Here is a 13927-nt window from a genome sequence, read left to right as displayed (position 1 = left end):
CACGATTCTCCTTGCAAGCGATCCGAAAGGTCCGGGCCGAGGTCAGACGGCCTGCTTCTTCGCCGGCTCGAAGGATTGGGTGATGAAGTTCTTGAGCAACTGCGTCCCGGCGAGGGTGAGGAAACTCTCGGGGTGATACTGGACCCCTTCGAGCGGGTAGGTCTTGTGGCGGACCCCCATGATCTCGTTCTCGTCCGTCCAGGCGACGACCTCGAGCTCGGGGGGCAGCGTGCCCGGTTGGATGACCAGGCTGTGGTAACGCGTGGCCTCGAAGGGGTTCGGCAGGCCGCGGTAGACGCCCTTGTTGTCGTGGTGGATCAGCGAGGTCTTGCCGTGCATGATCCGATCGGCCCGGACCACATTGGCTCCGAAGGTGTGCCCGATGCACTGGTGGCCGAGGCAGACGCCCAGCAGGGGGATCTGGGGGGCAAACCTCTGGACGACCTCATTCGAGATCCCGGCCTCGAGCGGGGTGCAAGGCCCCGGCGAGATGATCAGGTGGGACGGGTGGCTCGCCTCGATCTCGTCGAGCGAGATCTGGTCGTTGCGGACCACGCGCAGGTCGATGCCCGGATCGATCTCGCCGAGCCGTTGGACCAGGTTATAGGTGAACGAGTCGTAATTATCGATCAAAACGATCATAGCGAACCCAGGTCAGCGTTGCGTCTCGGCCTTGCCATTACCTTCGGATCCTAACCGGTTTTCGGCGCAATCGGAAGGGAATCCGCTCGCGAAACCGGCACGGCGGTCGTGGCGCGAGTAGAGTTTCTCGTACTGTACGGAGGTCGCAGCCGAGCGAACGTCAGGCGCTCCGGGATTTCCTCCGTCATCTACGAGTGTTCCTCTTCTTGATCATGTCAGGGAGGCCCCGAGAATGACGTCCATGATCGTCTCGATGACCGTGGCAATGGCCGTCAGTGCCACGTCCGGTCATTTTCAGCAGTCGTCCATTCCCCGCTTCCTGCCGGACGGCCCCGGCTATGGCTGGGGTTTCCCCAACGGTAATCCCGATGGCTACGGTTGGTTCGACTACAGCACATGGGTCCCTCTCGGCGCGAACCGCACCTCCGAATATTACTTCCCGCGGCATTTCGCGATGCCCGTGGAACAGATGTTCCCGCCGAACTATTACAACCCCTACATGACTCGCGGCCAGCGTTACGTCACATATACAAATTGCGGCGGAGATCATCCTGCGGGCGGTCCGCCCCTCGGATCCGCCAATACGCCGGTGCATCCGTACAACGAGACGCTCGGCACCGGGTCTCGGGTGCCATTCCGGCCGTTCACCGGTCGGGTCGAGGCGTCACCGATCAACTCCGGAGCGAGCGGCCTGACTCCTTGATCCGAATGTGAGCGGATCCAGTCGACTCGTCGACGTGAAGCCAAAAAGGCCCCTCCCGTTCCGATCGGAAGGGGCCTTTTTTTGTCCTCGAGCTTTCAAATCCGCCCGATCGGCGCCTTCATAAGGCCGAGGTTCGTGCCATGCTCGCATGATCGCCCTGTCATGGATTCCACTCGAAAACTTCTCGATGGTTTTGGGTGGTTGAGGATGGTTCTCGCACTTGCCAACCTGCCTTCCCGTCCTTTACCATAACCCTTCCTCGGTCTGGACCTCGGGCAAGCCCCGACGCCTTCGATCGGGGCGGTGGCGGGTCGCTTTTCCGGGTCTTCCGCGAAATTCTTTGGCGACCTTTCGAACCTTGCAACCCGTAGGTTCGTAGCACCGGCGGTGCTAGCTCCGCGGCCGGCGACTTCTTGGTAGCGAAATGCTCGTGCGGCACGCCGGTTTCCTTTATTCGTCTTATTTCGGGCCGGTGTCACGAGACCGCCGAGGCCATCTGCCGGCGAATCGGGTGGTTCATCGTCAGAACTACTTCCCTCGATTTCTCAATCGTCCTTGCACAAGGCGCCTTCCTGATGAGCCGTGAAGTCATTATCGAGACACGCAACCTGACCAAGGTTTATCGCGACTTCTGGGGACGCCCCAAGGTGCAGGCGCTCAAGGCGCTCGACCTTCAGGTCTATCGGGGAGAGATCTTCGGGGTTCTGGGACCCAACGGCTCCGGCAAGACGACCTCCATCAAGCTGCTCCTCGGCCTGCTCTTCCCCTCGGCCGGCGACGCCTTCATCTTCGGCGAGCCGACCAACAACGTCGCCAAGAACGAGCGCATCGGTTACCTGCCGGAAGAGTCGTACCTGTACAAGTTCCTGAACGCTGAAGAGACCCTGCACTTCTACGGCCGGCTCTTCAAGCTCTCGGCCGCCGAGCGCACCAAACGCGTGGGCCAGCTCATCGACATGGTCGGCCTGAACGCCGCCAAGCACCGTCAGCTCCGCGAATACTCCAAGGGTATGCAGCGCCGCATCGGCCTCGCCCAGGCCCTGATCAATAACCCCGAGTTGATCCTCCTCGACGAGCCGACCTCGGGCCTCGACCCGATCGGTACCGCCGAGATCAAGGAATTGATCCGCGACCTCCGCGCCCAGGGCAAGACGATCGTCCTCTCGGGCCACCTCCTCGCCGACATGCAGGACATCTGCGACCGCATCGCGATCCTGCACCGCGGTGAGCTTAAGGAGCTCGGCAAGGTCTCCGACCTGCTGACCGTCCAGGACGTCACCCAGATCAAGACGAAGGACCTCTCCGAGGCCGCCCTGCAGGAGATCCGCCAGGTCATCGCCCGCCACAACGGCGAGCTCCTGGCCGTCGATCACCCGACGACCACCCTCGAAGAACTCTTCCTCCGCATCGTCCGCGAGAGCGACCAGCACCCCGGTCGTCGTCGCGTGGCGGAAGCCGTCACGAAGTCCTGATCATGCCTTGATCCGAGACCTTCGTCGCCCCGGGGCGGGATCATCTCCCTCTCGAAGGCGACGAGGGCTGCACGGACGGGCTCCAAGATCGTTGACCGATGGCAATCTGCCGAGATCGAGGCCGGGCCTCGGCCGGCGCCTGCAGCCATATCGCGTCTTCGCCAGCATCCGTGAGCCTCGAGTTCGGGCATCATCGCTCGATTACTTCATCCGACGGCCCGACCCAGGACTTCGTAACACTCCTGAGGAGTTTCCGCCGCAATGTCCGCGCTCTCATTCATCACATTGATTTGGTCGCAGGCGGTCATGCCTGGGGTCCCCAAGTCGCTCCAGACCACGATCCGTTGGCTCCTCTTCTTCGGCGAGCCGACGATGACTTCGCCGGGCCTGTTCGGGGCCGTCCTCTTCTGGCTCAAGGTTCTCAGCCTGATGAGCCTGCTGGGATGGATCGTCTCCTGGGTCTCGGCCTCGCTCAAGGAACGGACCGGCACGCGGGCCAGCCTGCTCGATTTCGCCGCCCTCGCCGGCCTCGCGCTCGGCGTGGTCGCCCTCGTCGTCCAGGTGCTCCAGGCCACCAGCACGCCACCCAAGATTTACAAGCTCGGCGGGATCCCGGCCGTGACGCTGCTCGGCGGCATCTCCGGCGCCATCCTGCTGATCTGGACCGAGGTCGCCCTCTGGAAGACGATCCGCAAGCTCGGCAACGCCGCCGACCTGCTCGTCCTCTTCGGCGTTCACGCGGGCCTGGCCCTCGGCCTTGGGCTCGGTGTTGGGCTGCAGCAGGCCAGCCTCAGCCAGCCCCTAGAGCCCGGGACGGCACACTCGCCCTGGCAGGAAGGGGTGATCTTCGGCGCCCGCTTCAGCGCGACGTACATGGGCTTCGTCGTCCTCTTCCGAATCATCTGTGCGGTGCTCGTCGAGGTCATCAACGTCCGCTGGCGTCGCCTCTACTCGATCGCAAGGCTGACGATCACCGAGGCCAACCGCCGGATGTGGGCCCCCTGGGTCGTCCTGACGGTCTTCCTCGTCGTCCTCGCGTTCACGCACTGGTTCCTGGTGCCGCCTCGTGCCGCGGAAATGGGCCGACTCTACGTCGGAACCCTGTCGCTGCTCTGCTCGCTGCTCTTGACCGTGATGATCACGATCCTGACGCCGCTCAGCCTGCCGACCGACATCCAGCAGCAGACGATCTACACGGTCGTCTCCAAGCCGGTCCGCCGCATTGAGCTGATCTGGGGCCGGATGCTGGGCTACATGGCCATGGTCACGGTCTTGATCGTGCTCTTCGGCGGCATCAGCCTCGCCTACCTCTGGCGAACGATCTACACCGGTGCCATCGTCGCGACCGAACAGCAGGCCCAGAAGGAAGCCGACCTGAAGCATGATCGCCAGGCCCGCCACCTCCGCGACGAGGCCAATCAGCTTCGCTCTCGCATGTCGGCCCGCGAACCGATTCACGGTTCCTTGAGCTTCCTCGACTCGCGCGGCAACTTCCACGTCCGCGGCATCGACGTCGGCCAGGATCAGTCGATGCGGGAACCGCGCAGCCACATCGAAGGCGGTACGCCCGCCACGGCGACATGGCGATTCGGCATCGTCCGCGACCCCTGGTATCCGAACCAGCAAGTGCTCCTCGACCGCCGGATCCCCGTGGATCGGCTGCTCGTCGCGGGGACCATCGAAGGCGTTCTCAATCGAGTGCTCGAGCTTCGCGTCCAGATCGCCGAGGCCGAGCGGAAGCAGGCGGGGGGCAAGCTGACCCCGACCGAGGCCAGCCGCCTCAGCGCCACGATCGCCCGCAACCGCGAAGAACTCAAGGGTGCGGAAGCCGATTACGCCAAGCTCGAATCCGACGAGAAGGCCCTGAGGACCAAGGCCGCCGACTCGTCCAAGGCGGGCAAGAAGGAAGAGGCCGAAGGCCTCCTCCGCCAGGCCGAGGCGATGCACACGCCCCGCATCCCCCTCGAAATGACCTTCAACATCTACCGGACGACGAAGGGCCGCATCGGGGAGCCGGTCTACGCCGAAATCGTCGTGACCAACCCGAACAGCGGCGAGAAGCCCTATCAGAACACCTTCGCGATTCGCGAGTATTACACGAATCAGCACTCGATCCCCGCGAGGCTCCTCGCCGGATCGATGGGAGGCTTGAAGGTCGAGATCCGCTGCTTGAGCCCGACCCAGTACCTGGGCATGGCCGAGAGCGACCTCTATATCCTGGCTCGCGCGGGTAACTTCGGCACGAACTACATGAAGGGACTCTTCGGCGTCTGGCTGCAGGCCATGGTCCTCACGGCCATCGGCGTGTTCGCCGGCACCTTCCTGAGTTGGCCGGTGGCTCTTTTGACCACCATCGCCTTCTTCATCGCAGGCCAGGTGGCCTTCGCGTTCCTGCTTCAATTCACGCTCCAGAGCCTCCAGGGCGGCGGGCCGTTCGAATCCTTGATCCGACTCCTCACCCACGACAATCAGATGTCCGACCTGGCGCCGACGCTCGCCGTCGTCACCGCGAAGACGTTCGACTCGATCGTGATGCCCGTGATGTCCCGACTCGTCTACGTCGTGCCGAACTTCTCGGCGCTCGACGTCAGCAACACCGTCGCCGACGGCTTCGAGGTGCAGTGGGGCTTGCTCGGGTCAAACTTCCTCCTGGCCCTCGCCTACGCCTTGCCTTTCTCCATCGCCGGATACTTCATCTTGAAGAATCGTGAGGTGGCCGCATGAGGTCGAATAACCTTCGCAAGATCATCTACGGCTTGATCATCGTCGCCATCTTCGGCGGCATGATCCCGTACACCAACTGGCTCAACGAGCAGAAGCGACGTCGAGACCTTGGCGAAGCCGCCATCGGACAGGTGGATACCGGCAGCTTCATGCTCAAGCTCGCCCTCCTCGGGGGGGCCCGCGGCGTCGCCGCGAACGTCCTCTGGACGCGGGCCGAAGAGCTGAAACGCGAGCAGGACTGGGACCGGATGAAGGCGACCGTCGACCTCATCACCAAGCTCCAGCCCCACTTCCTCTCGGTCTGGACGTTCCAGGGCTGGAACCTGGCCTACAACGTCTCGGTCGAGTGGGACGCCCCCGAAGACAAGTATGACTGGATCAAGAAGGGGATCCAGTTCCTCCAGGACGGCGTGAAGAACAATCGCAAGTCTCCCGACTTGATCTGGGACACCGCCTGGACCTACTACCACAAGCTCGGCTTCTCGGACGAGAGCATCATCCTCCGTCGCCTCTTCCGGGACGACGCGGATGAGACCTTCAAGACCTACACCGACTACACCGACCCCCAGCGCACCGTCGTCGTCGGCAATGACAACTTCAAGCTCGGGTTCGGCTGGTTCAGCCGTGCGGTGGCCCTCGTCGATGAAGGTGCGAGCCGGACGGCGACGGGGACGGAATCCAATCTCGACTACGTCGACCCGGTCCCCCAGCGCAAGGGTCGTCCCGGTGACCTCGCCTTCCGCTCGATGCCCGCCCATGCCCAGACGCGCTATGCGGCGGCCCTTGAGAAGATGAGCATGCAGGACATCCCCGCCACCTTCGGCGAAGTCGCGAAGAACGAGTGGGCTAAGGCCCTGGCCGAGTGGGTCAAGTTCGGGCGCTACACGTTCGACTCCCACAACGTCGTCAAGGTCAACGGCAAGGACACGAAAGAGCCGATTCAGATCGACGACGAGACGGATCCGAAGCGGTACGAGAAGCTCAGCGACAACCAGAAGTACTGGACGAGCCGCTGGGGCGACCAGATGAACTACCGGTACTGGAAAGACCGGTCGATGGCCGAGATGACCAACGAAGGCGTCCAGGCCCGCCAGCTCTTCTACGAAGGGACGATCGCTTACAAGAGCGGCGACCCCGCGAAGGCCTCCGAGAAGTTCCGCGATGGCCTGGCCATCTGGGACAAGCTGCTCCAGGAGCACAAGGATTATCGCAACGACGATTTCAACAAGAAAGACACCGGCTTGATCGTCAAGCGATACATCCGATCGCTCCGCCAACTCGGCGAGAGCCAGCCGGCCGACTTCCCGTTCAAGGACTTGCTCAAGGGCGCCGAGGCCGACAACACCGTCGACCCGTTCGATGCCATCGAGATGCTCGGGACCTCGTCCAGGGACAACGGCCCGCCCACGACGAAGCCCGTCACGGCCCCGCCTGCTGGGGGCCCGGCGGCGACTCCGGCCCCGACCGCCCCGACAACCCCGGCGACGGCCAAGTAAGGGCTTGAGCCTTCGATATTGCTGTCAATCAACGTCCCGGCCCATCCCGAGAGGGGTAGGTCGGGACGTTCCATTTCCGAGTTCGTAGAACCTCGCCGACGTCGGAGGCGTACCACGGGAGAGTCATTGCCATTGCAAATGAGGCGGACTCCTGCTGAGAATGGCGTTTTGCCGGGGATCGACCGAGGTCCCCGTCGACGCGGGTGGTTGACGGCCCGACTGAGTGCCGTCCTCCCGCAAGGTCCTCCGCCGAGGACTCGAGACAAGTTCGCGGGCCGTCGCAGGTCGAGTCGCCTGCGTCGCCGGCCTCTTTCTGGGCAGGAACCCGATTAGCCATGACACTCACCGCCGGCCGCACGCTTCGAGTCGGACACAGCCCCGACTCCGACGACGCGTTCATGTTCTACGCGCTCACGCACGACAAGATCGACACCGGCGGGCTCCGCTTCGTCCACCAACTCGAAGATATCGAAACGTTGAATCGTCGGGCGCTGAACGGCGAGCTCGAGATCTCGGCGGTCAGCATCCACGCCTTCGCCCACCTCACCGACCGCTACGCCTTGCTCGCCTCCGGCTCGAGCATGGGCGACAAATACGGCCCCACGATCATCACCCGCGAGCCGCTGACGCTCGAGGACATGAAGAGTCGCACGATCGCCATCCCGGGCACCCTGACGACGGCCTACCTCACGCTCCAACTCTGCCTCGGCAAGGACGTGAAGGTGGAGGTGATGCCATTCGACCAGATCCTCCCCGCCGTGGCCGAAGGCCGCGCCGAGGCCGGGCTCATCATCCACGAAGGGCAGCTCTACTACGGCGACAAGGGCCTGCACAAGGTCGTCGACCTCGGCCAGTGGTGGTTCGAGCAGACGGGCCTGCCGCTGCCGCTCGGCGGCAACGTCGTCCGCAAGGACCTGGGCGAGGAGACGGTCCTCGAGGTCGCCCGGCTGATCAAGGGGAGCATCGTCTATGCCCTCGAGAATCGCCAGGAGGCCCTCGACTACGCCTTGAAGTACGCCCGCGACCTCGACCCGGCCCTGGCCGATCGCTTCGTTGGCATGTACGTGAACGACTGGACGGTCGACTACGGCCCGAAGGGACGCGAGGCGGTCCGTACCTTGCTCACGCGTGCCGCGGAGGCCGGCCTGGTCCCCGGGCCCATCGACGTACAATTCGTTGGTTAAGAGCGAGTGCGGAAGGACCTCTCATCCTCAAGGATGCCGGGGAATCGACCGAAGTTTTCAACGGCCCCGAGGTTTTTCCGTCGCTCGTAGGCAAGAGCAAGGGCGGGGTTCGAATGGAGCGACCGGCGTAGATCGCTCCTGGCGGTAGGTTGAAACCGAAGTGCTTGCGTCGGATGATAGGACCGACGCTCCGAACCCCCCTTCTCCCGCAGGCGCTGCAAAACCTCGGTCCAAGGTTTAAGAATCGATGCCCAACAGCTTTAATTCCCTCACGACCATCAAGGTCGGCGAGCAGTCCTTCCAGATCCACAAGCTTGGCGCCCTCGAGTCGGCGGGACTCGACATCTCCCGACTCCCCTTTTCGTTGAAGATCCTGCTGGAAAACCTCCTGCGGAATGAAGACGGGAACACGGTGACCGTCGACGACATCAAAGGCCTGGCGAACTGGGACGCCAAGGCGATCCCCTCGCGAGAGATCGCCTTCCGACCGAGCCGCGTCCTCCTCCAGGACTTCACGGGTGTGCCGGCCGTCGTAGACCTCGCGGCCATGCGAGACGCCATGATCCGGATGGGGGGGGACCCCAAGAAGATCAACCCGCTCCAGCCCGTCGAGCTCGTCATCGACCACTCTGTCCAGGTTGACGAGGCTGGCACGCCTCAGGCCTTCCTGACCAACGCCGAGCTCGAATTCGAGCGGAACGGCGAGCGCTACGCCTTCCTGCGTTGGGGCCAGGATGCCTTCAAGAACTTCCGCGTCGTGCCCCCCGACACCGGCATCGTGCACCAGGTCAACCTTGAGTATCTGGCGCGCGTCGTCTTCACCACGACCGACGTCGACTCGGACGCGGCCCAGTCCGTACCCCTCGCTTATCCCGATACGCTCGTCGGCACCGACTCGCACACGACCATGATCAATGGCCTCGGCGTACTCGGATGGGGCGTCGGCGGCATCGAGGCCGAGGCCGCCATGCTCGGCCAGCCCGTCTCGATGCTCGTGCCGCAGGTCGTCGGCTTCAAGTTCACCGGCGCCCTGAAAGAAGGGGCGACGGCGACCGACTTGGTCCTGACCGTCACTGAGATGCTCCGCCGCAAGGGTGTTGTCGGCAAGTTTGTCGAATACTACGGTGATGGTTTGGCAAGCCTGCCCCTGGCCGACCGGGCCACCATCGCCAACATGGCGCCCGAGTACGGGGCGACCTGCGGTATCTTCCCCATCGACGAAGAGACCCTGCACTACCTCAAGCTCTCGGGCCGTCCCGAGTCCCTGATCAAGCTGGTCGAGGCCTACGCCAAGGAGCAGGGGCTCTTCTTCGTCCCAGGGTCGACCGAGCCGATCTACTCCGACACGCTAGAACTGGACCTCTCGACCGTCGAGCCGAGCCTGGCTGGACCCAAGCGACCCCAGGACCGGGTCTCGCTGCGCGACGCCAAGGCGTCGTTCGAGAAGGCGCTCAAGGTCATGGTCGAGTCCAACGCCCCCAAGAAGGCGACGACTCCGGCGGACCCCAAGAGCGAATCCCGGCTCGAAGGCGAAGGTGGCGGCGGCACGGCGGTTGGCGTCGAGGACCCGACGGCCCCGGCGGCCGCGTATCGCCCCCTGCGTGGCGGCTATATCGGGAATGGCTCGGTGGTCATCGCCGCGATCACAAGTTGCACCAACACCTCGAATCCGTCGGTGATGATCGCCGCCGGCATCCTCGCGAAGAAGGCCGTCGAGAAGGGCCTGTCCACCAAGCCCTGGGTCAAGGCCAGCCTCGCCCCCGGCTCCAAGGTCGTCACTGACTATCTCAAGGACGCGGGCCTCGACACGTACCTCGACAAGCTCCGTTTCAACCTCGTCGGCTACGGCTGCACGACCTGCATCGGCAACTCGGGCCCGCTCTCGCTCGAGATTTCCAAGGCGATCCACGACGACGACCTGGTGACGGTCTCGGTCCTCTCGGGCAACCGGAACTTCGAAGGCCGGATCAACTCCGACGTGAAGGCGAACTACCTCGCCTCGCCTCCCCTGGTTGTCGCCTACGCCCTCGCGGGCACGATGGACATCGACCTCACGTCCGACCCGATCGGCCATGATCAGCAGGGCCAGCCGGTCTACCTCAAGGATATCTGGCCGACCCAGAAAGAGGTCTCGGACACGATCCTGAAATCGGTCCGGTCCGAGATGTACGAGTCGGAGTACGGTGAGGTCTTCAAGGGCGACGAGCGCTGGAACTCGCTCTCGGTGCCCAAGGGAGACGGCTACGCGTGGGATGACCATTCCACGTACGTCAAGAATCCGCCTTACTTCATCGGCATGCCCCAGGATCCGCCGCCCGTCTCCGAGATCAAGGGGGCGCGTGCCCTCGCCGTCCTCGGCGACAGCATCACGACCGACCACATCTCGCCGGCAGGCTCGATCAAGGTCCAGAGCCCGGCGGGCCGCTACCTCACCGAGCACGGCGTCGACGTGGCCGACTTCAACTCCTACGGCTCGCGCCGAGGCAACCACGAAGTCATGGTCCGCGGCACCTTCGCCAACATCCGGCTCCGCAACAAGCTCGCCCCGGGCACAGAGGGTGGCGTGACCCGCTTCCTGCCCGATGGCGACGTGACCTCGATCTTCGAGGCCTCCGAGCGTTACATCGCCGCTGGCGTCCCTCTGATCATCCTGGCAGGCAAGGAGTACGGCTCCGGGTCATCGCGCGACTGGGCGGCCAAGGGGCCGAAGTTGCTGGGCATCCGTGCCGTCATCGCCGAGAGCTACGAGCGTATCCACCGCTCGAACCTCGTCGGCATGGGCATCCTCCCCTTGCAGTTCGGCGCGGGCGATAACGTCGAGAGCCTCGGCCTGACGGGTGAAGAACTCTTCACAATTGAAGGGCTGGCCGAAGGGATCGCCTCAAGCTTCTCGGGAGGCCGCGAAGTCACCGTGGTGGCCGAGCGGGCCGATGGCGTGATTCATCGCTTCAATGCAACCGTACGGATCGACACACCGCAAGAGATCCGCTACTATGAACACGGCGGTATCTTGCCGTACGTACTCCGGCAATTGCTCTCGAAGCGGTGATCGCTCCCGTGTCGAGGCAACTTCCCGACGACCGTGATTCGTTGCGGTCGTCGGCCCTCTCGCGGGACATCACTCCGCCGGGGCTTGCCAGCCGGACATTATCCGAACCCACCTGGTTCGGTAATATTTCCCGAAAATTGCACCGAACTGGTTTTCCGTCATAGACTTGGTTTGAGAGAGACGTGCCGGTCTTTCGCTGATCACCGGATTACTTTTCGAGCCTCCCTGGCCCGAAATCCCAAACGTTAGGTAAGATACGCCGGTCGAAGGAGTTCATCGAAATTCCCCCTCTCCGCCGACCGTTGATCTGATCCGAGATGACACGGATGTTCACAGGGATCGCCAGGTTTTTCAGGACCATGGCATCAGGCCAGTGGCTCCCGGGCTCCTCGAAAAGCTCGCGGCCCGTGAACATCGATGGCCGCGCCTCTGAACCGATCCAATCCCCTGTTGCCGCGCCGGTCCGCGATGTTCCCCGGCAACCGCCCGGCCCCGGAACTATTCAGGAGTCGCACGATATGTCGCAAGTTCAGACCGAAGCCAAGCCGGTCGTTACGCGAAACCAGGCGATTGGTTGGCTGCGGCAAATGATGGTGATCCGCCGGTTCGAAGAACGGGCGGAGATGATGTACCAGAAGCAGAAGATCGGCGGCTTCTTCCATCAGTACAGCGGACAGGAACCGGTCGCGGTCGGCTCCATCGGCGTGCTCCGCGAAGATGATTACGTCATCACCGCGTATCGTGACCATGGTCACGCGATCGCCCGCGGAATGGACGCCAAGCCGGGCATGGCCGAGCTCCTCGGCAAGGTGACGGGCTGCTCCAAGGGCAAGGGCGGCTCGATGCACTTCTTCGACGCCGAGAAGGGCTTCCTCGGCGGCCACGCGATCGTCGGCAGCCATATCGCCCTGGCGGCGGGCGTCGCCATGGCGGTCAAATACAAGGGCGGAGACCAGGTCTGCCTCTGCTATTTCGGCGATGGTGCCATCAATCAGGGTGTCTTCCACGAGACCCTGAACATGGCCGCCATGTGGAAGCTGCCGGTCATCTACATCGTCGAGAACAACCAGTACGCGATGGGGACGTCGCTGGCCCGCTCGTCGGCCCTTCTCGACCTCACCATTCGCGGTGCCACCGCCTACGGCATCCCGGGCTACTCGATCAATGGCAACGACATCGAGCTGATGGCCAAGACGACGCGCGAGGCCGTCAACCGTGCGCGCGCCGGCGAAGGCCCGAGCTTCATCGACGCCAAGACGTACCGCTTCAAGGGCCACTCGATCAGCGATCCGGGTAAATATCGCCTCAAGGAAGAACTCGACGAGGCGCATCAGAAAGACCCGATCGTCGTTTATATGAACGTCCTGAAAGACCGCGGTTGGATCGATGACGAGACGATCGAACGCTTCACCGAAGAGGTCAAGCAGGAGATCGAGGAGAGCATCGAGTTCGCCGAGCAGAGCGAACAGCCGCCCCTCGAGGCCGTCTACGAGGACGTGACCGTGGCCCCCTTCATCCCGCAGGAGTGATCATGCCCGTCCTAGCCTTTCGCGAAGCGCTCAATCAGGCCATGTCCGAGGAAATGGAACGCGACGAACGCGTCTTCCTCATGGGCGAAGAAGTGGCCGAGTACGACGGTGCTTACAAGGTCAGCCAGGGGATGCTCAAACGCTTCGGGCCGAAGCGAGTGATCGACACCCCGATCTCCGAAGAAGGCTTCGCGGGGATGGGCATCGGCGCGGCCATGGTCGGGCTGCGGCCGATCGTCGAGTTCATGACCTTCAGCTTCAGCCTGGTGGCGATCGACCAGATCGTCAACAACGCCGCCAACGTCCGCTACATGAGCGGCGGCCAGTTCGCCGTGCCCATCGTCTTCCGGGGCAGTTCGGGGATGGCCGGCTGCCTCGCCGCCACCCACTCGCACCGCCTCGAAGCCTGGTACGCCCAGATTCCGGGCCTCACCGTCGTCATGCCGGGCACCCCGGCCGACGCCAAGGGTCTCCTCAAGAGCGCGATCCGGTCTGATGACCCGGTCGTCTTCATCGAGCACGAGAACCTGTACGGCGACAAGGGGGAGGTCCCCGAAGGGGAGCACATCGTCCCCATCGGCAAGGCCGACATCAAGCGGCCGGGGAATGACGTGACCCTGATCACGTATTCCCGCTCCCTCAAGACGACCTTGGCCGCCGCCGAGAAGCTCGCCGAAGAGGGGATTGATGCGGAAGTCATCGACCTCCGGACGATCCGCCCGCTCGATCTCGACACCCTGATCACCTCGGTGGTCAAGACGCACCGCGCCGTGATCATTGAAGAAGATTGGCCCTACTGCGGGCTAGGTGCCGGGATCTCCGACCGGATCATGCAGGTCGCCTTCGACGAGCTGGACGCCCCGATTCGTCGCGTGGCCGCCAAGGATGCCCCGATCCCGTACAACCGGGCGATGGAAGCGTCGATGCTGCCGTCGGTCGAGCGGATTCTGGCTTCCGTCAAGGACGTGCTGTACAAGAAGTGATCGGGACCTCTCCCTTTCACGCCTCTCAATAATCACGATGGGTCGAGTCCGGAGGGTGGGTATCCGCAACGGATCCCCGCCCCTCCGGCGTTTTGCCGAACGGACCACCCTTCCATATACCCCGAGTTCGACCAGAGACGACGGC

At 63.5% G+C, this 13927-nt stretch carries 9 protein-coding genes; 8 read left to right on the top strand and 1 reads right to left on the bottom strand.

Features of this window, described 5'->3' with window-relative positions:
• Positions 1 to 42: 42 nt before the first annotated feature.
• On the bottom strand, positions 43 to 642 hold the full coding sequence (locus ACOYYX_RS15375; RefSeq protein WP_422930790.1) for an anthranilate synthase component II: 600 nt from the start codon (positions 640 to 642) through the stop codon (positions 43 to 45).
• Between the two features lie 232 nt (positions 643 to 874).
• Here ACOYYX_RS15375 and ACOYYX_RS15370 point away from each other — a divergent pair, with 232 nt between their 5' ends.
• The 8 genes from ACOYYX_RS15370 (at position 875) to ACOYYX_RS15335 (ending at position 13782) form a co-directional block, all read left to right on the top strand.
• Entirely contained in the window at positions 875 to 1345 is a 471-nt protein-coding gene (locus ACOYYX_RS15370) for a hypothetical protein (protein ID WP_422930789.1), read from the top strand.
• Between the two features lie 575 nt (positions 1346 to 1920).
• Positions 1921 to 2817 carry an ABC transporter ATP-binding protein gene (locus tag ACOYYX_RS15365; RefSeq protein WP_422930788.1) on the top strand — a complete coding sequence of 299 codons (897 nt, stop codon included), beginning with the start codon at positions 1921 to 1923 and terminating at the stop codon, positions 2815 to 2817.
• A 261-nt stretch (positions 2818 to 3078) separates the two neighbouring features.
• Positions 3079 to 5541, top strand: coding sequence for a hypothetical protein (locus ACOYYX_RS15360; protein ID WP_422930787.1), 2463 nt, complete (start codon positions 3079 to 3081; stop codon positions 5539 to 5541).
• The gene (locus ACOYYX_RS15355) at positions 5538 to 7037 is read left to right on the top strand and encodes a hypothetical protein (protein WP_422930786.1); all 1500 of its coding nucleotides are present in this window, start codon (positions 5538 to 5540) and stop codon (positions 7035 to 7037) included. Before ACOYYX_RS15360 ends, ACOYYX_RS15355 begins: the two co-directional genes overlap by 4 nt.
• Positions 7038 to 7372: 335 nt before the next feature.
• Positions 7373 to 8221, top strand: a complete 849-nt coding sequence (locus tag ACOYYX_RS15350; RefSeq protein ID WP_422930785.1) for a menaquinone biosynthesis family protein — start codon at positions 7373 to 7375, stop codon at positions 8219 to 8221.
• 247 nt (positions 8222 to 8468) lie between these two features.
• Complete coding sequence (acnA, locus tag ACOYYX_RS15345; RefSeq protein ID WP_422930784.1) at positions 8469 to 11270, top strand: aconitate hydratase AcnA; 2802 nt, start codon at positions 8469 to 8471, stop codon at positions 11268 to 11270.
• A gap of 518 nt (positions 11271 to 11788) precedes the next feature.
• A complete protein-coding gene (gene pdhA / locus ACOYYX_RS15340; RefSeq protein ID WP_422930783.1) occupies positions 11789 to 12799 on the top strand; it encodes a pyruvate dehydrogenase (acetyl-transferring) E1 component subunit alpha in 1011 nt (336 codons plus the stop codon).
• A gap of 2 nt (positions 12800 to 12801) precedes the next feature.
• Positions 12802 to 13782, top strand: a complete 981-nt coding sequence (locus tag ACOYYX_RS15335; RefSeq protein WP_422930782.1) for a pyruvate dehydrogenase complex E1 component subunit beta — start codon at positions 12802 to 12804, stop codon at positions 13780 to 13782.
• The last annotated feature ends 145 nt before the right edge of the window (positions 13783 to 13927 follow it).

This window comes from Singulisphaera chitinilytica (genome assembly GCF_049331405.1).
In the GTDB taxonomy this organism is placed as follows: domain Bacteria; phylum Planctomycetota; class Planctomycetia; order Isosphaerales; family Isosphaeraceae; genus PoT.
This window is presented reverse-complemented; position numbering and strand designations above follow the sequence as displayed.